Source organism: Alkalihalobacterium chitinilyticum, assembly GCF_029028005.1.
Classification (GTDB): Bacteria; Bacillota; Bacilli; order Bacillales; family Bacillaceae_F; genus Alkalihalobacterium; species Alkalihalobacterium chitinilyticum.
Window position 1 is genome coordinate 204,288 of the sequence record NZ_JAOTPO010000005.1, and the last position, 21,117, is coordinate 225,404.

Sequence of the window (21,117 nt, forward strand, 5' to 3'; positions counted from 1 at the left end):
ACCGTATAGTTTGCTTTTATGTCGGATACCATACTTCGTGTAAGTTGGTCTAACAAACATTTTCCTAGGAGGGTTTATACATGGGCTTTTTTGATTGGTTAAACGAAGAAGAAAACACTCAGAAGGAAAAACGTAAAGAAGTACGTAATGTAGACCGCGAAGCAGATACAGAATTTGCTAGTGAAAATGCGCATATGGATCTTCGCGAAGAAGAATTAGACATTGACAAGTACCGTGTTGAAACAGGCGATGTAACGCTTCACAAAGATATTGTCGAAGAAGAACAGACAGTCAATGTTCCGGTTGCTCATGATCAAGTAGTTGTTGAAAGAAAAGCAGTTGACCGTGAACCGACAAATGAGCCGATCACCAATGAAGAAACGGTTCATATTCCAGTAACTGCTGAACAGATCGATGTTGATAAGCATACGGTCGTAACAGGTGAAGTTTCTGCTCATAAACGTTCAGTGGAAGAAACCCAACAAGTTCGTGATGTTCTTCATAAAGAAGTAGCAGACGTTGAAACACATGGTACTGCTGACGTTATAAATGAAGACCGCAAATAATTAAGATAGGAGGCTGGCTTAAGGGTCAGCCTCCTATACATACTCTTTCCTAAACTGTGCAATCTAAAATAAAAATATATTCAGGAGGACCTATGGGAAAGTCAATTCTAATTGGAGCTATTCTCGGAAGCTTGATAGGATGGGTCATGGGATTTACGATATTTTCTGGGATTATTGTCGGAGCAATTGTTGGTGGGATTTTCTTTTCTTTATTTACAAAGAGAACAACTACACAACTGGATGAAAAAAATAAGCAGGAAGAACAGACCATACAACTTCGTGAAGAAGAGCTCGACATAGAAAAAGAACGAGTACAAACAGGCGAAGTGAAAATTCATAAAGAAGTCGTAGAAGAGCAAAAAACGATTACCGTTCCGATCCGGCGACAAGAAATGGTCATTGAAGCTGGCGATGAGGAACAATATCGTATACCTTTAAAGGAAGAAGAAATTGAAATTCATAAACATCCTGTTAAACTAAACGATGTTTCGATTTCTAAACAAGAAGTCACAGAAATTCAACAAGTAAAGGCAACCGTCAAGAAAGAAACCGCTGATGTTGATATCGATGGTACAGTAGATGTGGCTAGGAATAACGAACAACAATAGATTTTCTGATTTAGGTCATGATCGACTAATTTGATGCCATGTGTCAGCCCAGCGTGAACAGCTAGAAAAGAAAACCGAGTCAAAACCCGGTTTTCTATTTATTTGTCGTTTGAATAAAGGGTATTTTTCTTACTATATACCCTTATGAAATATGGGTCTTATTTTTCTTAAATGATTCGTTCTTCACCTGTTGAAGTTGTTTTACTGCAGATACGAAGATGGTTAATAAAGGTAAAATCCATAGAAAAATTGCATATGGTAAGTATGAAATAATCGGCACCCCTACGATCGTGCTGCACATAATTGCCAACACACTCCAAGGAATCATTCCGGGGAAAAGCATCGTTGAGTCAGCCATAACCCTCGCTAACTCTTGTTTCGATTGCTTTTTTGACCAATGTGGTAAGAACGTTCGTCCTGTTAGGATGATAGGGAGCGTTTGGTTTGCAGAGATTAAAGAAATTCCTAGTGTGGCAGCAATGGTTTTAAGGGTATCCTCCACTAGTGTTTTAGATTTTTCAAGCCACCCATCTAATATCGGTTGGATAATTTGATACTCCTCTAATAAACCATTATAGGCACCTGCTAACACAAGAAATAGTAGGAGTAAGTACATATTAATTAGACCGCCACCCATATCATCCACGCCTAATACTAATACACTTAAAAGCTCAGATACGCTTCTCCCTTGGACTAACGCAATGATGCAAGCTGTTAAAATACTAGCTAAAAATGCATAAATAATACCTTTCCGCATCATCACAACAGCTATTAAAATCAACGGTGGAAGAAATTGAATGATGGATAATTCATTCCAGGAAATTTCATTGAAATCCACCGCCTTTATTTCCTTTTGATAATCCATTAGTCCATAAAAACCAATCCCAATAATAATGGCAATAATTGTAGTAATAGACATAGCGCGAAGCTGTTTTATTCCAGGAAGCTCGACTGTATGTGATAACAACTGATGTGAGCTTGAAAATGGAGAGGTCCTGTCCCCTACGAAAGCTCCAGATATAAGTGCACCAGCTACAATTTCTGGCGAAAGATCAATTGCTAAGGCACTGCTCATGATCGGAATTCCGACAGCACTTAGCGTTCCTACAGATGTTCCTAAAACCATAGAGAAAATTAACGCAATGAAAAAAGTAAATAAGTAAAAGTATTCAGGTGTAATGAAATGCAGTGATATCGATACTAACTGGGTAATCGTTCCTGCCAGATACCAAGACGGTAATACAAAACTGACTAACAATAAGATGAAAATGACGGTCTGTGTTTTCTTAATCCCTTTTTTACAAATAGTCCATATATCATGAAACGGGATACCCTTACGCCTTACAATAAGAACTAAGCTGATAAAGCCTGGTAAAAACCCAATAACTAAAGGCTTACCGAAGCTCACGGATAATAAAACTCCTACTAGAGTAATAATTATTAGACTAAAAATCTGTATGTTTGAAAACCTATATGTATGCAGTTTTCTTCACTCCTATTTATATTAAAAAGGCATAACCTATTATAAAACTTAACAATTTCGACCTACTAATACTAACATGGAAAATCGATTTATGTACTTAGATCACAATAGTTTAGTAATGTTAATCTATTATTAAAAGCGTCTCCACGATTTTTGTAGAAACGCTCCTTCTCTACTTATTTCTGGTTATTAATTCCCTTGTTTTTCTGAAATGTTAATTTAACACTGCATCGCCCCTTAAATAAAAGGAAAAAAACGAATAAGCTTATAAGTTAATCTTCGTCATCAAGTCCTAGCTTAGCTTTGATGTAATATTGTCCTTTAACTTCTTTCTCGTCGTCTTGCATTTCCCCAACGGATATAGATTTTCCGTGATCGATTAAATCATTAACAATATGTTTTAAATCCATCTCAATCCACTTCAGGAGTTCTTTCAAGTTCTCCACCTTCTTTCAATTGTTCGAGCTCTTCTTTTAATAAACGATTTTCTTCTTCCAACGATTTTGCTTTTGTCGATAAGTAAGGATCACTCTCCCACCAATCTAAGCCAATTTCTTTGGCTTTATCTACAGATGCAACAATTAATCGAATCTTGATTGACAGTAGCTCAACATCTGCTAAGGAAATCTTAATATCCCCGGCAATCACAACACCTTTATCTAATATTTTTTCTAAAATTTCTAGGACATTACTCGATTGAGCGGAATGTTGAATAGCCATATGTTCCTCCTTTAGTTAAAGCATGTTCCCAAGGGGTCCAAGATCAATATTTAGTTCCTCGCCCTCTAAATTAAAGGCCCGTTTTAATTCTTCCATCTTTTCTTCAAGTTGCATCAATGTAACTCCTAACTCCTCAATTTGTTGGTCAGATAATGCTCCTCCTTCTACCCTTCGAAGTGCTTGACGCTCTACTAGTTGTCTCAAGAGCTCGATTACAGTCAATACAAGCTTTGCTAAACCTTGTTCAACATTTTCAGAGTTGAAGTTCAATTTTTCACTAGGTAGTATGGAATCCGTCATGTTTGATACCTCCGTAGCCTTACATAGTCTCTTCTACTCCTCTTATTGATTTTTTACGATTTAAAGACTCCACAGCAGTAACGAGAAGTCGTAAATCAACGTAAACGAGATCGATGTTAGCAACAGATATAAGAATTTCACCACGTATCGTTACTCCCTTATCGAGTACAGCATCTAAAATATCAAGTAAACTAATATCCTTATTATGATTTAATCTTAATTCATTCAATAGCAATCTCCTCACAATCTATGTCGAGAAAATCATAGGGTGGCCAGGGGCCGGTTAAATCGATCTTTACCCCGTACTGTCCAAGGTCTAATTGAATGTTCTCAATGATCTTTCTAAAATTTTCAATGGCTTCCTCGTTATGAACTAAGTAAACACCACTCCAAACCATCTCTTCTGGTTTACCAGTTACTTGTTTATTCCATATTTTTTTAGGGTTATAATGATCAGAGCTCTTAAGTAATAAATCGTGAACTTTCTGAACTTCTTGTTCAATATGTTGGTCAACTGAAGCGATTAATGTTTGCTTTAATTTTTTCTTCATTAGAAATTGAGTGCCAGGTGGCATTTTTGCGATTTTTTCTTTCTGTTTTAGTATCGTAGGATCTTGTTCTTCTAAGGAAGAAAACCACTTTTCTTTTTGGCAGTAGATTTTTACATTCCACCCATCCCGTTTTTTAAATCGTGTAAGTAATTTCATAAGCTTATCTTGCTTTTGCTCCAGTTCCTGTCTTAGACTGTTCATATTTGAGTAAATGGTACAAAACTTTAAAGGAACTACTGTACAATGAGTATGAAGAAGAGAGACGACCTCATGGTGATGGGTTGCTTTTACGGAAAGCCATTTTGGATCTTGTGTATTTTCTTCTATGTTATCAACGGAGAATTTTTCACTGTCTAATTCACAAATTACAGCTGTCATAGGTCCCAATTCTTTAAGTGAAATGTAATTTTTACTATCTATTCCTACCTGTTCATTTAAATGGATTAAGTTGTTTTCAGTCGTTGGAACTAATGCATAGACATATATCAATCCATCTTTTTTCGTTTCAGCTATCATAGGAGCCCTCCTATTCTTCTATCACTTCTGTGTTACTTTGTTCTCTTTCCATCGCGATTTCATAGCGTAGAAGTAACTCTTCTTCTTTAACTGCGTACTCTTGTTCAGTAATTTCACCCATTTCCAACAGCATTTGCAACTGAACCAATTGCTGTTGGATAAATTCAAGATCATAAAGCTCTCGATCAGCCTCCTCTTTAATTTTTTCTCCTACTTTGATGACTGCTTTTAACGGGAGAGTAAAAAGTTTATGAAGCATCGCTATCCCTCCACCTTTAACTTAATATTAATAAAGTTATACGGGGGCCACGGCCCGGTATATTTAAACTCTACTTTTTCAGCCCACTTTTGGTAGATCTCGTTGACTTTTTTATCAAATTCATTTTCGACTGTAGAATCTATGAGAAATGCAGCATTTAAGAGCATTCTTTCGTTAATAATGTCATTTTCTTTGGAGGATTCAGCTAGCTCTGATAATGGCAAATAGACTTCTTCTACTATTTGTTCCTGAAGCGAGAGGAAGAAATTTTTAGTGAGCTCCCCTAGCCTGATCCGATCATAATAAGCAGCATTCTTTGATTTTCGTTGCATCGTTTCTTTTAATTTTTTTATTTGAGAGTTTTGTTCGACTTCTTCTTTAAGCCATTCTTTGTTACCTATTATTTTTAATCCGACTTCAAATTTATTTTCAATTTTTGGAAAAATTTGTGTGAATTCCTGATAAAGCTTTTTTAATAGAACCAATACATCTTCTTCAGATTTAAAAACGTTACCAAAACTAATTGGAATAACAGAGTGATCTTTCATAACATTTGAGATGACAGATTGATGAGCGAGGAGGTTTTCTCTTTTCGGTGTATAAATTTTTAGAGGAACTTTGGCAACAACCATGGCAATGTCTTTATAGTGTAGTGTATAGACTTTCGTTTCTTTTAAATCGAATTTGACGGATTGAAAAGTAGTGGGGTCTTCCGTTTTTATCGAACAGAACGTATAGATCCCTGTTTTATTTTTCAAAATCCCACCTCCTTAGAGTGTCCATCAACTCTATAAGGGCTTCTTCTGTTTCTTCTGTATTATAATTAAAAATTGGTTTATATAAGACATCCTTACAGAGCATTAGAAAGCTTTTGTTTTTAGGATCTATTGTCATTTTCGTTTTTTGTGCAATCGTTGCGATTATAATGGAAGATCGAATACTAGGAATCTGGATATTTTTTGTTTCTAATAAGGTTCTCGCATAATTTACGATTTTTGCAATTATTTGAGCATCTTTTTGGACTACACCTGTTTTCTTTGTAAGAATTAATACCTCGGTTTCCATGTCGTACCTTTGAAGTTGAAATGTAATCATTCGGTCTAAAAGTGCGTCTTGGGTTGGGTTTACTCCTGTATATTCTTTTGGGTTACTAGTAAATATGACTGAAAAGTTGGGATGTACAGCGACTAATTTCTCCTTTGTTTTTTTACCGTATAAAGGTAAATATCGTTCTTGAAGTACAGATAATAATAGGTTATTTGTCTCTGGCTTTGAGCGATTGAATTCATCATATATAAAAATCGTCCCTTTTTTAATAGCTTATAGTAATGGGCCATCCACCCATAATTCTTTTTCTTCTTCTTCTGATTTATAAACCGTATGGATATAGTTATCTATTACTTTCCTTTTCTTAAATCCGACGACCCCTCCTATCAAGTCTAAATTACTTAGTTCTTGATTTCCTTGAATATACGTATAAGGTCGGTTTAATTGGTTGGAAAGATAAAAGGCTAGTTCAGTCTTTCCGACACCAGTAGGTCCAATCAAATGTACAGGAAAACCTGCTTGAATATAGGTTGTTGCCCTATGGACGATACTTTCTAAATGAGGGGAAAGGATGATAGAGCTCGATCGTTTATCCTCTTTTTGTTTCATTTTCATTTCCCCCTTAACCATCAGTAGGTATCGCGCTGCGCGGTCTCATACTTTGTCTTTTAAAAGTAGTGATTTCCAATTGTTTGTTTAATTGAACATGGTACACACCAATCATTTGGTCTTTGGCATGAGATTTCATGTATTCGTTTTCTTCAATAATTTCAACGGCAACTTTCCACCCTTTTTCTGTTTCCTCTATGGCTGTAATTTTGTGGACTGGTAGTAGATATTCATTAAAAAAAGATTTTACCACTTCCAACACTTTAATAATTTCCATCGTCCCACCTACCTTCCAAATATCAAACCAAGGCATAGGCCTTGGTTATTTGGTAATTGTTTACTCTTCGGGGTCATCATCTTTCAATAACCCGACCGCTTCTGCATATCGTAACCATGTATCTACACTAGCAATGACGACACGTGCTTCGATGGCAAGTAATTCAATACCGACTAATGAAACCCTTGCATATATATCGATAACTACGCCTTTATCGAGTATTCGATCGATTACTTCAGCTAAGCTCGAACTGTCTACACTCTTTTGAACAGTAGCCATGTTCTCCCTCCTTTATTTTTGTATTAAAGGAAAATCCGCTCATACTTTTAGTTACATTTTATGGGCGCAATCAAAATTGGTTACAATTAATATTTCTAGCATTTCCTATTGTTTTATCTTATGTTTTGTGAAGTATGAACGTATGGTCGTCTCTCCTCGTTATTACAAATAATGAAGAGATTGCACGTGGATTGTTGTTATTAACTCCTGACTATTTTCTTAAAACATGGAGAAAATAGGTAGATGATGTGAAGATTACCTATATGATGAGGAACTACACAGCATGGGAGGATGTTATGGAAAAAGACACAGTCAATTCTAATCAAGCATCAAAGCAAATCAATCGACACCTCTATTCTAGGCGCAACCTTTGGTCAGGAATTTTGTTCGGGCTTGGCTTAATTGCGTTTTTTGATGAAGTCGTATTTCATCAACTACTGCATTGGCATCATTTTTATGATTTATCAACAACAAGTGTTGGTTTAATCTCCGATGGTTTATTTCATGCGTTTAGTTGGTTTGCGACGATTGCTGGATTATTTTTGTTTGCAGATCTCAGGCGACGCAATGCATTATGGGTGACTAGATGGTGGGGTGGCGTGTTTCTTGGCGCCGGTGTTTTTCAGTTATATGATGGAATTATTCAACATAAGGTCATGCGAATTCATCAAATACGCTATGTAGAAAATGTCATTGTTTATGATATCATTTGGAACCTTTTTGCCGTTGCTCTTATCATCGTTGGTGTTATTCTCACCTTTAAAACAAGACGAAAAGAAACGGTAGGAGGAACAGTTTCAAATGATCCATCATAATCATATTCATCATACGGACGCGACTCATTTGCACCATACGATCGGTCTTGTGCCCCAAATGGTCTTGGCGCTCCCTTTTATCATTGGATTAGTCGTGTATTTAATGGGGGTGTTTGTCTCTAGTCGTAGAGGTAAACCTTGGCCTGTGTATCGAACCGCTCTTTGGGCTACTGGTGCAGTTTGTTCGATAGTAGCTGTAGCGGGGCCATTAGCGGAACGGGCCCATCTGGATTTTAGTGTACATATGGTAGGACATTTACTGCTCGGGATGCTAGCTCCCCTTTTAATGGTTCTTGCAGCACCGATGACGCTTATTTTAAGAACGCTTCCTGTTCCTTTAGCTAGACGGGTTTCTCGTTTGTTAAAGAGTCGATATGTCCGCTTTGTCACAGATCCGATCGTCGCTTCTTTACTCAATGTGGGCGCGCTATGGATTTTATATACTACCCATTTATATACTGCCATGCATGAATATAGTTGGCTCCATGTTTTGATCCATTTTCATGTCTTTCTGGCGGGGTATGTTTTTACGATTTCTATGATTTACATAGATCCGACTCCTCATCGAACCAGTTTTATGTATCGGTCGATCGTGTTAATTCTAGCACTTGCAGCTCACGGTATTTTATCCAAGTTTATTTACGCGAACCCTCCTGCCGGAATCGCTCCAGCAGAAGCACAATTCGGTGGAATGCTGATGTATTACGGCGGAGATGCAGTGGATATCTTGATTATTTTTATTTTATGTTATCAATGGTACAAAGCGTCTCGGCCTCGGCCTGAGATCGGACGACCTTCCTATTCACTGGAGCATTCTTGAGGGCCAATTAATTAATGATTTAGGACAGTGCCTGTCTATTCGTAACACATCTAATTAAAGAAGCCGATTTCCTTAACCTAGGAAACCGGCTTCTTTTGAACATTAAGTATTTGCTTTCGCATTTTCTCGTTTCGTATGACGAGACCAAATAACGACGGGTATAAGAATGAGTGACAGGATTCCTCCTGCTAATGATAAAAAAGTAAAGCTAGTATGAGCCACAACCATACCAGACATGGCACCGCCAGAGGCACCGGATAAGGCGATCAAAACATCGACCGATCCTTGTGTTTTGGCACGGTTAGACGTGGTCGTGGAATCGACAATGAGTGCCGTACCACTTATCAAACCAAAATTCCAACCAAGACCAAGTAATGCGAGAGCTACAATCATGACAAACAAGGAGTCACCTGGTGCCAAAGCCCCTACAACACCTGCAGCAAGTAAAGTAGCACCTGAGGCAACGGCCATTGTGATTCTACCAAACTTATCAACAAGAATTCCTGTAACGAGCGAAGGTAAATACATCGCACCGATATGAATGCTGATGACTAAACCAATTTCACTCAACCCATGACCATGATGACCCATATGAACAGGTGTCATCGTCATAATAGCCACCATGACAATTTGAGTTAAGACCATAATCGTTGCTCCCACAATGACGCCGCGATTTTTACGTATACGATCCTCTTCAACTACAGGGAGATCCTGAGTTTCATCGTTTTCTACCGATTCCTCAAGCGCCTTTGCAACTATTAGTGGATCTGGACGAAGGAAAAATAAAATGACTAATCCGGCAACGATGTAAGCCGAAGCAGCTAAAATAAATGGACCAGCTAATGGAGGTATACCGATGGAAATCGCAAACTCCCCCATCACATGAACTAAGTTCGGTCCAGCAACTGCACCGAATGTAGTGGCAACTAAAGCAATACTTACAGCAGTTGCTCGTTGCTTAGATGTCGCTAAGTCCGTTCCAGCATAACGAGCTTGTAAATTAGTAGCCGTTCCTGCACCGTAGATAAATAATGAAGCAAAAAGGAGAATTAAATTGCCGAATACTGCTGCAATTAAAACACCAATCGCCCCAATACCACCGACGATAAACCCTGATGCTAACCCATAACGGCGCCCAAACCGTTGTGAAAATCGCCCTACGAGCAGTGCAGCACCAGCGGAACCTAGGGTGAACAATGCAACGGGAACTCCGGCATAGCTGTCAGTTCCGAGCATGTCTTGCACAAGAAGTGCTCCAACAGTAATACCCGCCGCAAGTCCTGCTCCACCAAAAATTTGTGAGATTACAATAATGATTAGTGTTCTTTTATATAATTGTCGCCGTTTTTCTGGCGATTGCAGGTAGGGTTCTACAATAGGAGACTGTTGTTGTTTTGCATTCGTTTGATCATTATTATTATCTGACATCACTTTGTACTTCCCTTATACATTAGTACATTAAACTCTTTCATGATCTTGTTGTTCATTTGGCCCTCCAAATTTTTCTAGTTTAGTAGTTTGTTTTAGTTTAAACTGTTAAATTTTTTCGGGCAACAGAAATGTCTTAGTTCCCTCTCGTAAACTGTTGAGGTTGAAGAAAAGTTGAATTTTTCATGGTAGCCATTTTAATGGTTTCGTTGTAGATGGTCATGATGATGTCCTTCGTGGTGCTGTTCTGAATGATTTTCTGTACGAGCATTATCTTTACTTAATTCAAAGCCAAATAGTAAATAACTGCCTAGCGCAATCATTACTAGAGTTGGAGTTAGTAGTAACGAGATCTTATTCGAATTTCGTCCCTGATTTTCGTTTGGACTCAATACAAAGAATAATAGAATTGAACAAACCGAAAAAGTTAACAAGATCATTAACATCGTTGAAGCTTGAGGTACAGAGATCATTTCCCCGAGCATGGCTCCCATCATACTCCCCATTAAACCAGCCATTGCTCCTTCAATCGATGAAACGAATCCGAAACATATTCCACATAATACGCCTATCGTGATTCCGATAAAAATTGAAAGCACAGTTGAAAGAAATAAGTTTCCTTGATAGAGGACACCAAACATGACACCAACAGTTAACCCGATATTCATCGCAAAAGTCATGGATAGAACCATTTTATACATCGTGAGTAGTCTGTCCTTTAGTAGAAATGAGATGATGATTATAACTACAGTTACAACTAATAGGCTGATTGAAATATAACTGTAAAATGGGTTCAAAATACCCCCTCCTTGCTTATACATATGACAGAAAATCGATGTACATGCAGTGGGAGTTTTAAAAGAAATAGTAGATGTTCTGATTAAAGTCAGTATAAAGAGGCAAGCAAAAACACGTGGGAGTTTCTCACGTGTTTCGAGCAGCAAATTTTATTTTTATTTTGTCGATTGTCGCCGAATGTTTTTGGGGAATTAAACGAAGTGAATAGAAGTTGCCTTAATCACCTCTTCGTAAATATACCTTTTCCCCTATTCCTTTAATGATGAAATGTTCATTTGCATTTATTTTTAATAGGTTTCGAATTTCTTTTGGGATCGTAATTTTTCCTTGGTGAAAAACGCATTGATTATGTGTGGTCTCATCTCTGGATGGCTCGATTATAATTGATTTATCATTATTATGAATATAAACAGAGTATAATTTTCCGTTCATCAGGTTGAGTTGTTCTCGGATTTTCTTTGAAAAGTTAATGATGCCTCGGTTCGTTATTTTACAAACATTCATTTGAAATCACCTTTATTACATAAAATATTTATCTACAGTTTAACAATAATACTTGAAGAAAATGTGCAGATTAAGTAGTACTATTATAGTACTTTACATATCAGTTGCACTTCTTTAGATTGCTGCATATTTTCTCGACATTTTAAAGTTAAACTTAATCTGAGTTGTCTTAATAATGTGATTGTTAAATCGTCCATTTGATGACCACATTCAACGTACATTGACCTAATGGTAAAGGTGATATAGATATGAAATTTTATATTAAATTAGGATTATGGTTCTTTGTTTGTATTCTCATTATTGAGTCCGTTTCCATGTTATTTCTACATAACACGGTCGTTCAATCCCTCGTAGACGAAGAACTTCACTCATTACAAGCAAGAGGAAATAGCCATCGTGATGTATTAGAAATGTCGTTTAATTATGAGACGCTTCATCATATCGCGATGATGGAATCGCAAACAGATACCGAAGTGGTAATCACTAACTTATCGGGGGATGTTGTGGAAGCTTCTAATGAGATTGATACAGGCATCCAATTTATCCTACAACAGGAAGTCCTTAATCTGCCTAGAGATGGACAAGTATTGCAAGCGGATTGGAAAGATCAAAAATATATAGCAACAGTATCACCATTTGATGATTCTCAAGGAAATCAAGGGTATGTATACATGTTAAAAAGCAATAATCTCATTCAAGCTTTTATCGGGAAATTGAATGATCATTTTTTAGTAGCTGTTGCACTCATACTCTTCTTTCTATTGGTGACTATTATTTTTCTACTAAAGGTATTAACTCGACCACTTATTTCGATGAAAGAAGCAACCAAGAAATTAAGTACCGGTGATTTTTCAGTAACACTCCCAGTGAAGTCCAATGATGAGATTGGTGAATTATCGAAATCGATCCAGACTCTAGCGAATGATTTAAGTTACTTAAAAAAAGAGCGAAATGAATTTTTAGCTAGTATCTCTCATGAGCTTCGGACACCACTAACGTACATTAAAGGTTATGCAGACATCGGAAGAAGAAAAACATTATCAGAAGAAGAACGAATGCATTACCTTACCATCATTCATGAAGAATCAGAACATGTTCATCAGCTTTTACAAGAATTGTTTGAACTAGCTAAAATGGATGAAAATATGTTTACTATTCAGAAACAATCAGTCCGTGTTAACGATTTTGTATCTACGATCTATGATAAAGCTCGTCACGTGTTTTTAGCTCAAGGTCACCAACTTGAATTATATTGTCGAGGTGACTGGACGGTCGAAGTCGATCCTCGTCGATTTGAACAAATTATCTTAAATTTATTAGATAATGCGCTTAAATACTCAGCGGAACATTCTGTTACGAAAATAAACGTGGAGAAACAAAACGATGATATTCTAATTTCAATTAAAGACGAAGGCCAAGGAATTCCTAGTGAAGACTTACCTTATATTTTTACTAGATTATATCGAGTTGATAAATCACGGTCTCGTTTAACAGGCGGATTTGGATTAGGTTTGTCCATTGTAAAAGAATTAGTCGAAGCCCATAATGGTACGATTTCTGTAGAAAGTCAATTAGGTACAGGTACTTGTTTTACTATTCGTTTGAAGGAGAGTTTTGATGAAGACAGTTTTACTCATTGATGATGAAAAGAGGATGCTTGATCTCTTAGAATTATATATTACCCCTTATGGGTATAAGTGCATTAAGAAAACATCAGGAAAAGAAGCTATTTCGGTAGTGCAGGAACAAAATGTAGATCTTATTTTATTGGATATCATGATGCCTGAAATGGATGGTTGGACTACGTTAAAACATATTCGTGAGTTTTCCCATGTTCCAATCATTATGCTAACGGCTCGAAATGATAAAGGTGATATTGTAAAAGGTTTAAAGACTGGTGCAGATGACTATGTTTCCAAACCGTTTGACGAAGAAGAACTACTTGCTAGAATGGAAGCAGTGATACGACGAACGAGTAGTGACACCAATGATGGTACATTATCTTTTCGTGATTTAACCCTTGACCCTACAACCGTCGAAGTTCACTATAAAAACATCAAAATACCGATGACACCGAAAGAATTTGCTCTTCTTGAATTATTTTTAAAGTACCAAAATAAAGTCTTTTCTAGAGAGCATTTACTTTCAACCCTCTGGGGGCTTAAAGTAGATACAGAAGATCGAACGATTGATTCGCATATTCGAAACTTAAGAGAGAAATTACGTAAACAAGGATTTCCTGTTGATGATCATTTAAAAACGGTATGGGGAATTGGTTATAAGTGGAGTTCATGATCCTTGAGGGTGTGTTTATTGTCGTATTTGAATTTAAGTGAGTTAAGAAAAAGGTAATGTTCACGTATATGAACATTACCCTTTTTACTATTATTCTCGTATCTCAACAAGGTAAATTACCATCTTCCTATTACACAGTGCTTGATTTAAACTTTCTTAGTCGTAAAGTATTTAATACGACCGATACGGAACTAAATGCCATAGCAGCCCCGGCTAACATAGGGTTAAGTAGTATTCCGAAGAAAGGATATAATAACCCAGCGGCAACTGGAATGAGAACGATGTTATAGCCAAACGCCCAACCGAGGTTTTGCCAAATCATTTTCATCGTTTCTTTAGATAGGCGTAATGCAGTAACAACACCTAAAATATCTCCGCGCATTAAGGTAATATTTGCAGTTTCCATCGCCACATCGGTTCCGGTCCCTATTGCAATCCCAACATCAGCTTGAGCTAGGGCTGGAGCATCATTAATCCCGTCACCAACCATGGCGACGACTTTCCCTTGATCTTGTAGCTTTTTAACTTCTGCAGCTTTATGTTCAGGAAGTACCTCAGCAATGTAATGATCGATCCCTGCTTCTTTGGCTATCGCTCTTGCGGTACGTTCATGATCACCCGTTAACATGATAACTTCAATACCCATACCTTTAAGCGCTGTGATCGCAGGTTGGCTTCCTTTTTTCAATGTATCTGCGACAGCAATGATCCCAGCAAATTGGCCGTTTACTGCAACATACATTGGTGTTTTTCCTTGATCAGCTAAAGTAATTGCTGTTTGTTCATAAGACTCGAGCTCAATGTTAAACTTCTGCATTAACTTAATATTCCCGATTAACACTTCTTGACTGTTTAACGAAGCGATCAGTCCATGACCGACAATGGCTTCAAACGAATCAGGTTCATCTATCTTTATTCCCTGTTGTTTTGCTGCTTCAACGATTGCTTCCCCTAATGGATGCTCAGAAGCTGTTTCAACGGATGCTGCTATAGTCAATAATTCCTGCTCAGATAAATGGCCTACTGTAATTAAATCTGTTAATTTCGGTTTACCTTCTGTAATGGTTCCGGTTTTATCTAAGATAATCGTGTTAATTTTATGAGCTCTTTCTAAACTCGTAGCATCTTTGATTAAAATCCCGTTTTCTGCTCCTTTTTCTGTCCCAACCATGATGGCTGTTGGGGTCGCTAACCCTAAGGCACAAGGACAAGCAATAATAAGCACGGCGATAAAGGTTGTTAGAGCGAAAATTAGACTTGGATCTGGACCAACAAAATACCAAACGGTAAATGAAAGAAGAGCAATGATGACAACAGTTGGTACAAAATAAGCGGAAATTAAATCGACAACTCGTTGGATCGGTGCTTTTGATCCTTGAGCTTCATTTACCATTCGAATGATTTGAGCTAAAGCCGTTTCTCTCCCTACTTTGGTGGCTTGAAAGGTAAAACTTCCAGATTTATTAATGGTTGCACCAATCACATGATCTCCTGCTGTTTTCTCTACTGGAATCGATTCTCCAGTTAACATGGATTCATCGACCGCAGACTTTCCTTTTAACACGACTCCATCAACTGGAATTCGCTCTCCAGGCCTTACGAGCACGTGATCCCCAATCTTTACTTCTTCTACAGGTATTTCAAGTTCATTTCCATTACGAACAACTCTAGCCGTTTTAGCTTGTAAGCTCATTAGTTTTTTAATAGCGGTCGATGTTTTCCCTTTTGCCTTTGCTTCAAAGTACCGGCCAAGTAGAATTAACGTAGTGATTACGGTTGTAACATCATAATAGAGTTGATAAGGAAAACCCATTTCCGTTAATTGGGCTGGAAACAAAGTCATCGCGCCACTGTAAAGCCAAGCAGCAGTTGTCCCCATGGCTACTAGAACGTTCATGTCTGCTGATTTATTCTTTAACACTTTGTAACTGTTTTTGTAAAATCGCCAACCGGGTACTAATTGGATATAACTTGTTAAGACAAGTAGAAAAATTGGACTTGCTAAAAAGTCTGGTACCCACGTTCCCCAACCGTGCATCATGTGAGGAATACTTCCAATTAAAACGATCGTAGTTAAAATCGCAGCAACTGTAAAGTCCTTAAATAATTTCTTGGTTTCTTCTTCATTATCATCTCTTTCATCCATTTCATTACGTTCATCAAGTAACGCTGCTTCGTAGCCGATTTTTTCAATTGCTTGAATAATTGCGTCCGCCTCAAGAACTCCTTTTTCCCCTTCGACTTGAGCTTGATGAGCAGCTAAATTTACATTTACCTTCGTAACTCCACTGACCTTAGAAATCATTTTTTCGACTCGATTGACACAAGATGCACACGTCATTCCTTTTACGGAAAACAGTAACTTTCTTTGTTGTTCTTCGTCATCTATTCTTTTGGCTTCGTAACCAAGCTTCTCAATAGCTGTAAGAACTTGCTCGGCTGTAACTTGATCATTGGCATCCACTTGAGCTTGGTTAGAGGCTAGATTTACATTGACTGCTTCGACTCCGTCTACCTTAGCTATGACTTTTTCTACACGATTTACGCAAGACGCGCACGTCATTCCTTTTATAGTAAAAAGCATTTTGCCCATTAAAATTCCCTCCTTTACATGTTGCTTTTATAACTTTAGATACCTCTTTAGGGGTATTTATAAAAAGCATTTGAGTAGTGATAAAAATTACTGTTGGAATACTTCGTTTCGTAAATGATCAAAACCATAACGATGAACAAATTTATAAAAAGGTTCTCGCTTTTTGCCGTGTTTAGCATAAATGTCTAATAATTGATCAACAACTTTATAAAGCTGTTCAGGTACTAGTTCCATTTCAAATAATTTTCCAGCTTCGGCATCAGCACCTTTTGTCTTCCCGCCAATATAGAGGTCGTATTCGTTCTTGCCAACTTTCATTACACCAATATCATTGATCAGCGGTTCACCACAGCCAACCTCACAGCCTGTATAAGCAGGACGCAAAGTAAATGGAACGGGCTTCCCTGCGATTCGTTTGTTTAATTCAATTGCAACAGGCATGCCTTCTTCTTCAGCACCTTTACAAAAATTACACGTTCGTAAACTTTTCACGAAATTTCCAACAGGATAACAAACTAAGCCTACCTCACTAAATTTCTCTTCAATTGTGGGTTTTTGGCTTTCTGGCACTTCAATGTATAGTTGTTGAAATGTAGTTAGTTCGATTTCAGAATGATCATCCATATATTCAGCGATCACTAGCAATTGTTTCGCATTCAATTTGGCCCCAAAAGAGACCCCAGCATTGACGGCAAGCTTTATCATTTTTTCTTTATCTACCATATTATTCCCCACCCTGATTGGTTATAGTTGTTCGAGTTGCTTCAAATTTACTATACCCCAGTATGGTATGTCAATAAAAACTAAAATACCTGTTTGTTACAGGTGAAGTAACTTTGAAGTTTTTTGATACGTGGGTGGGGTAATATTTAAACTTAAACGTCAGTTTCTAATGTCCTTTTCATTCGTTTGTACTCATCTTCGGTTATCTCACCTTTGGCAAAACGTTCATTTAGAATAGATACCCCACTTACTACATTCTCGTTCGCTTTATCTTTTGAAAAGGTTCTGACTAAATAAATAATGAAGTAGATACCCCCGACTAAAACAGCAATGTGAAATAACATCATCATAATCATAGATGTTGTACCTATTCCACTCATCATCCAATTGAAATGTTCTCCATAATTCATCATTTTCAAGCTCCCCTGACTTCAGTTATTTTTTTCTTTACTAAATTTAGCAAAAAAGTATCGAGAAAGTATGGAGAGAAAATTTATCCATAAATTAGTCACAAAAACTATAAACCCATATGACTTAAATCCACTGGTAATTAGGTACATAAAGCTTGAAAAAAATAAAAAATAGACCCGGTAAACATTTGTCGGATCTATTATTCTTGTTATATTTTTAGTACAACCTTAGACCTGCAGAGACTTTCATTACTAACAAAACGGTGCAATTCACGATCCATTCTGGAAAGCTTGAATAAGGATACCCTTACTTCTCAGCTTTAATAATGCTAGGAAAGATACTGGATTGGTGGAAGATCATTAATTTTTCATGTTCTAAAAAAATATGATGTACTTCTTCATCAATCAAAGGTGAAGGTTGAAAGTCGGTCGTATTTTTTGCATTGCTTTCGTCCATTTTAAAGCGATCAATTTGTATGGCTGAGAATTGAACATCTTTCAGTGCTTTCTCCCAATCTTCCTTTGTCATGACCTTCTTTAATTGATAAAATTCTTTTACTTTCTTTAAATCTTTAGTCGATAATGTACCATCATGTGTCATCTCAATCGCAAGCAGTTTTCCACCTTTTTTCAAGACGCGACGAAATTCTTTCAGTGATTGCTCAATGTCGGTAAAAGCAGTAACGGATTCAGAGATTATAAAATCAAAGTACTGATCTGGAAATGGTAAAGATTCTGCGTTAGCAATAATTGCTTGAATAGGCAGTTCTAATTGTTTAAAGCGCTCATTGGCTTTTTCCACCATTAAATGGTGAATGTCGCATGCTGTAACGTGACATCGAAATTGTTTGTAAAAGTAGGCCGATGTTTGTCCTGTGCCACAACCAATATCTAAAACACGAGAATGGGTAAGGATTTTTTCCTTTTGTATCAAGTTTTTGGTTAAGGACAAGCCGCCTGGATGGGCACCTCCCACCCCTAATTTCGCCAGTGCATCCATGTACATTTCGATAACTCCTTTTACTATATTTGCTTACTAATATGAATGGGAGGTTGCATAAGTTCCTGTACTGAACAACGGGATTTTTTCATATTGAAAAAGGCGCCTTCTCTTTAAGAGAAAGCGCCATACATTATTTGTTATTTTGTATGATCCGTAACTATAAAATAGGTGATAACAATCTGGAAATCGACTCTTTAAAGCGGATCACTTTCGAACGCTGATCATAGAGTTGCTGCGTTAACTCGGTACTCAATTCCATATCTTTTTCGAACTGCTCGGCTAATTGTTCCGATGTCTCCTTATCATAGATGAAAGCATTCACTTCAAAGTTTAACTTAAAACTTCTCATGTCAATGTTTGCCGTACCGACGGAATTAATTTTACGGTCAACCACTAACATTTTTGCATGGATAAAACCTTTTCTATAAATATATACTTTCGCACCGGTTTTTAAAAGCTCACCCACATGGGAGTATGTGGCCCAATACACAAACGGATGATCGGGACGGTCTGGGATCATAATGCGGACATCTTTCCCTGATAAAACAGCAATTCGCAAGGCATCAAGAAGGCTTGGATCAGGGATAAAATAAGGCGTCTGAATATAGATTGAATGTTTGGCGGACATAATCATATAAATATAGCCGTTTTTTACTTGTTCCCATTCAGAATCTGGTCCGCTGGAGACGATTTGCATCGCCGCTCTTCCGGTACCGATTTTCTTCGGAAAATAATGAGGATCATAATTGATAAAATATTGCTTAGATGCTTGGTTCCAGTCTAAAATAAATCTTTTTTGAATGGAGTCAACAGCCGGTCCAGTTATTCGTAAATGGGTGTCTCTCCAATATCCAAACCTTTCGTTTAACCCTAAATACTCATCTCCTACATTAAAACCGCCAATATAACCGACATACCCATCGATGTTTACTAATTTCCGGTGGTTTCTATAGTTAAGACGTAAGTTAATGGGTGCGAGCTTTGATGGGAAAAAGACACCGATCTCTCCCCCGACTGCTATTAAATCAGAAAAATGTTTCCGTTTTAATTTACGAGAGCCGAGTTCATCATATAGCACTCTAACTTTTACCCCTTCTTTTGCTTTTTCCACGAGTGCTTGAATGACTTGTTTTCCTAGACCATCATTTTTAATAATATAGTATTGAATATGGATAAAGTCCTTTGCTTGCTGAATATCTTCTAATAACGTATCAAACTTCTTACGTCCATCAACAAGAATTTGAATGTCATTTCCTTTTGTTAACATTGAGTCATTATTATTTAAGTGCATATAAATTAAATCTTTATATTCCTCTGTCGTTTCGTTATCAAATGGAAACTCCGAATGTTTAATTTGACTGATTTGTTCTGCAATCACACGATCTATACCGATCTTCTTTGTTCCGTCTGTATCAAACAATCGTTTTCGTGTTAGATTTTGCCCGAGAAACAGATAAATAATAAATCCGAGAAAAGGAATAAAAAATAAAATTAAAATCCAAGCCCACGTCGAACTGGCATCCTTCCGCTCAATGAAGATAATGACACCCGCAAAGAGCATATTGATGATAAACATGACAGCGACTAATATCGAATAAATTCCCATGTGTGATTTCCTGCCTTACCATAAATTTCTTCCTTTCCATTCTACCATGTTTACACGGAAAGTTCTCTCTTATGAGTAATGTGGTATTTGAACAATGTGTATTCCCCGTCCTCACTGTCGCTTAGTTAGCAATTTTTTTAATTATTGCTTCTCCATTAGGTAAATAGTTATAGCTTACCATTAAACGTTTTTACTACATATCCCTTCCAATTAAAATCCATGCTACTACTATATTCTCAATTATTAGCGATCTTTCCTTTTACCCCCTTAAATCATCATTTCTCTTCGAATAGGTATGTAATACAACGGCGTTTCTTCAAGTTTTTTTCTAGTTGGAATGCTGGAAAGAGATTTCAAAAATAGGCATATGAATTACATAAAAAAATCCACAGTAGATAGGAGAAAAAACGATGATATCAAACCTGATGTTCACCCCAAGACAACCATTAATAAGAAAACCGAAGCACACATTAGCTGCATTTGATAAGCGTCAACGTCGTCACCAGAAAAACCAGCCAAGTGCTCCTGGAAAAACAGACAAGCAAGCTGCGACATATACAGCGAAAGTGGAATTTACTAATTATGGCTTACAGCCACTTCGTCAGGAAAGCAGTTTTTTAGATGTAAGAGTTTAAGTTGGTGGATGTATTCAAGCAGTATTGTAAAGTCTAGTCCAAGTCTTGTCGTTGACACAGTTTGGCCAATAAATTGATGGAATCGGACAATAAATTTTCAAACTGGACAATAAAATTGAAAATCGGACAATAAACAGAGAATTTCGGACAATAAACTGGTGAAAGCAGACATAAAATACTAGATTAACCTAACAAACTATAAAAATACGGTTAACTAATAATAGATTACTGCAAAAAGTGGTTCACTCGGCACGAAATCGATGAAATCTACG

At 37.1% G+C, this 21,117-nt stretch carries 26 protein-coding genes and 1 pseudogene; 7 read left to right on the plus strand and 20 right to left on the minus strand.

Going from position 1 to position 21,117, the window contains the following annotated elements; all coding sequences use genetic code 11:
- Positions 1–80 precede the first annotated feature (80 nt).
- Positions 81–566, plus strand: a complete 486-nt coding sequence (locus N7Z68_RS09650; RefSeq protein ID WP_275118270.1) for a YsnF/AvaK domain-containing protein — start codon at positions 81–83, stop codon at positions 564–566.
- A 92-nt stretch (positions 567–658) separates the two neighbouring features.
- A complete protein-coding gene (locus N7Z68_RS09655) occupies positions 659–1,174 on the plus strand; it encodes a YsnF/AvaK domain-containing protein (RefSeq protein WP_275118271.1) in 516 nt (171 codons plus the stop codon).
- Between the two features lie 142 nt (positions 1,175–1,316).
- On the opposite strand, the gene N7Z68_RS09660 is transcribed toward N7Z68_RS09655, so the two are convergent.
- From N7Z68_RS09660 to gvpA, 12 genes and pseudogenes are all read right to left on the minus strand, one after another.
- Positions 1,317–2,657 (minus strand): Na+/H+ antiporter NhaC family protein, encoded by a 1,341-nt coding sequence (locus N7Z68_RS09660; RefSeq protein WP_275118337.1) that lies wholly within the window; start codon positions 2,655–2,657, stop codon positions 1,317–1,319.
- Between the two features lie 272 nt (positions 2,658–2,929).
- Positions 2,930–3,094, minus strand: a complete 165-nt coding sequence (locus tag N7Z68_RS09665) for a hypothetical protein (RefSeq protein WP_275118272.1) — start codon at positions 3,092–3,094, stop codon at positions 2,930–2,932.
- On the minus strand, positions 3,069–3,377 hold the full coding sequence (locus N7Z68_RS09670) for a gas vesicle protein (protein ID WP_275118273.1): 309 nt from the start codon (positions 3,375–3,377) through the stop codon (positions 3,069–3,071). Before N7Z68_RS09670 ends, N7Z68_RS09665 begins: the two co-directional genes overlap by 26 nt.
- Before the next feature lie 15 nt (positions 3,378–3,392).
- The gene (locus N7Z68_RS09675) at positions 3,393–3,677 is read right to left on the minus strand and encodes a gas vesicle protein K (protein ID WP_275118274.1); all 285 of its coding nucleotides are present in this window, start codon (positions 3,675–3,677) and stop codon (positions 3,393–3,395) included.
- Positions 3,678–3,696: 19 nt separating this feature from the next.
- Entirely contained in the window at positions 3,697–3,906 is a 210-nt protein-coding gene (locus N7Z68_RS09680) for a gas vesicle protein (RefSeq protein WP_275118275.1), read from the minus strand.
- Positions 3,899–4,744 (minus strand): GvpL/GvpF family gas vesicle protein, encoded by an 846-nt coding sequence (locus N7Z68_RS09685; protein ID WP_275118276.1) that lies wholly within the window; start codon positions 4,742–4,744, stop codon positions 3,899–3,901. Before N7Z68_RS09685 ends, N7Z68_RS09680 begins: the two co-directional genes overlap by 8 nt.
- Positions 4,745–4,754: 10 nt before the next feature.
- The gene (locus N7Z68_RS09690; RefSeq protein ID WP_275118277.1) at positions 4,755–5,003 is read right to left on the minus strand and encodes a gas vesicle protein GvpG; all 249 of its coding nucleotides are present in this window, start codon (positions 5,001–5,003) and stop codon (positions 4,755–4,757) included.
- Between the two features lie 2 nt (positions 5,004–5,005).
- Positions 5,006–5,761: a GvpL/GvpF family gas vesicle protein gene (locus N7Z68_RS09695; RefSeq protein WP_275118278.1), complete on the minus strand. Its 756-nt coding sequence runs from the start codon at positions 5,759–5,761 to the stop codon at positions 5,006–5,008.
- The gene (locus N7Z68_RS09700; RefSeq protein ID WP_275118342.1) at positions 5,751–6,068 is read right to left on the minus strand and encodes a hypothetical protein; all 318 of its coding nucleotides are present in this window, start codon (positions 6,066–6,068) and stop codon (positions 5,751–5,753) included. Before N7Z68_RS09700 ends, N7Z68_RS09695 begins: the two co-directional genes overlap by 11 nt.
- 36 nt (positions 6,069–6,104) lie before the next feature.
- Positions 6,105–6,680, minus strand: a pseudogene (locus tag N7Z68_RS09705) (AAA family ATPase); the annotation flags it as partial.
- Entirely contained in the window at positions 6,673–6,936 is a 264-nt protein-coding gene (gvpO, locus tag N7Z68_RS09710) for a gas vesicle protein GvpO (protein ID WP_275118279.1), read from the minus strand. The pseudogene N7Z68_RS09705 and the gene gvpO, both read right to left, overlap by 8 nt.
- A gap of 60 nt (positions 6,937–6,996) precedes the next feature.
- Positions 6,997–7,215 (minus strand): gas vesicle structural protein GvpA, encoded by a 219-nt coding sequence (gvpA, locus tag N7Z68_RS09715; protein WP_275118280.1) that lies wholly within the window; start codon positions 7,213–7,215, stop codon positions 6,997–6,999.
- A gap of 296 nt (positions 7,216–7,511) precedes the next feature.
- Here gvpA and N7Z68_RS09720 point away from each other — a divergent pair, with 296 nt between their 5' ends.
- Together N7Z68_RS09720 and N7Z68_RS09725 are read left to right on the plus strand one after the other, a co-directional pair.
- A complete protein-coding gene (locus N7Z68_RS09720; RefSeq protein ID WP_275118281.1) occupies positions 7,512–8,030 on the plus strand; it encodes a DUF2243 domain-containing protein in 519 nt (172 codons plus the stop codon).
- A complete protein-coding gene (locus N7Z68_RS09725; protein WP_275118282.1) occupies positions 8,017–8,850 on the plus strand; it encodes a cytochrome c oxidase assembly protein in 834 nt (277 codons plus the stop codon). The genes N7Z68_RS09720 and N7Z68_RS09725 overlap by 14 nt, the downstream gene beginning before the upstream one ends.
- Positions 8,851–8,952: 102 nt before the next feature.
- Here N7Z68_RS09725 and N7Z68_RS09730 read toward each other — a convergent pair whose 3' ends face one another.
- The 3 genes from N7Z68_RS09730 to N7Z68_RS09740 all read right to left on the minus strand — a co-directional run bounded on the left by N7Z68_RS09730 (position 8,953) and on the right by N7Z68_RS09740 (position 11,580).
- Positions 8,953–10,278: an MFS transporter gene (locus N7Z68_RS09730; RefSeq protein ID WP_275118283.1), complete on the minus strand. Its 1,326-nt coding sequence runs from the start codon at positions 10,276–10,278 to the stop codon at positions 8,953–8,955.
- Positions 10,279–10,475: 197 nt separating this feature from the next.
- Positions 10,476–11,075, minus strand: coding sequence for a hypothetical protein (locus tag N7Z68_RS09735; RefSeq protein ID WP_275118284.1), 600 nt, complete (start codon positions 11,073–11,075; stop codon positions 10,476–10,478).
- Between the two features lie 217 nt (positions 11,076–11,292).
- Positions 11,293–11,580 carry a hypothetical protein gene (locus N7Z68_RS09740; protein WP_275118285.1) on the minus strand — a complete coding sequence of 96 codons (288 nt, stop codon included), beginning with the start codon at positions 11,578–11,580 and terminating at the stop codon, positions 11,293–11,295.
- Between the two features lie 248 nt (positions 11,581–11,828).
- Between N7Z68_RS09740 and N7Z68_RS09745 the strand changes: the two genes are divergently transcribed.
- Together N7Z68_RS09745 and N7Z68_RS09750 are read left to right on the plus strand one after the other, a co-directional pair.
- A complete protein-coding gene (locus tag N7Z68_RS09745) occupies positions 11,829–13,220 on the plus strand; it encodes a sensor histidine kinase (RefSeq protein WP_275118286.1) in 1,392 nt (463 codons plus the stop codon).
- Complete coding sequence (locus N7Z68_RS09750; RefSeq protein ID WP_275118287.1) at positions 13,198–13,875, plus strand: response regulator transcription factor; 678 nt, start codon at positions 13,198–13,200, stop codon at positions 13,873–13,875. The genes N7Z68_RS09745 and N7Z68_RS09750 overlap by 23 nt, the downstream gene beginning before the upstream one ends.
- A 130-nt stretch (positions 13,876–14,005) precedes the next feature.
- Here the strand turns inward: N7Z68_RS09750 and N7Z68_RS09755 are convergent, their stop codons facing one another.
- From N7Z68_RS09755 to cls, 5 genes are all read right to left on the minus strand, one after another.
- Complete coding sequence (locus tag N7Z68_RS09755; RefSeq protein ID WP_275118288.1) at positions 14,006–16,468, minus strand: heavy metal translocating P-type ATPase; 2,463 nt, start codon at positions 16,466–16,468, stop codon at positions 14,006–14,008.
- Between the two features lie 87 nt (positions 16,469–16,555).
- Positions 16,556–17,191, minus strand: a complete 636-nt coding sequence (locus N7Z68_RS09760; RefSeq protein ID WP_275118289.1) for a nitrite reductase — start codon at positions 17,189–17,191, stop codon at positions 16,556–16,558.
- A gap of 152 nt (positions 17,192–17,343) precedes the next feature.
- Positions 17,344–17,604 (minus strand): SHOCT domain-containing protein, encoded by a 261-nt coding sequence (locus tag N7Z68_RS09765; protein WP_275118290.1) that lies wholly within the window; start codon positions 17,602–17,604, stop codon positions 17,344–17,346.
- A 304-nt stretch (positions 17,605–17,908) separates the two neighbouring features.
- Positions 17,909–18,607, minus strand: coding sequence for a class I SAM-dependent methyltransferase (locus N7Z68_RS09770; RefSeq protein WP_275118291.1), 699 nt, complete (start codon positions 18,605–18,607; stop codon positions 17,909–17,911).
- A 154-nt stretch (positions 18,608–18,761) separates the two neighbouring features.
- Positions 18,762–20,210 carry a cardiolipin synthase gene (gene cls, locus N7Z68_RS09775; RefSeq protein WP_275118292.1) on the minus strand — a complete coding sequence of 483 codons (1,449 nt, stop codon included), beginning with the start codon at positions 20,208–20,210 and terminating at the stop codon, positions 18,762–18,764.
- Positions 20,211–20,620: 410 nt separating this feature from the next.
- Between cls and N7Z68_RS09780 the strand changes: the two genes are divergently transcribed.
- Entirely contained in the window at positions 20,621–20,845 is a 225-nt protein-coding gene (locus N7Z68_RS09780) for a hypothetical protein (RefSeq protein WP_275118293.1), read from the plus strand.
- Positions 20,846–21,117 lie beyond the last annotated feature (272 nt).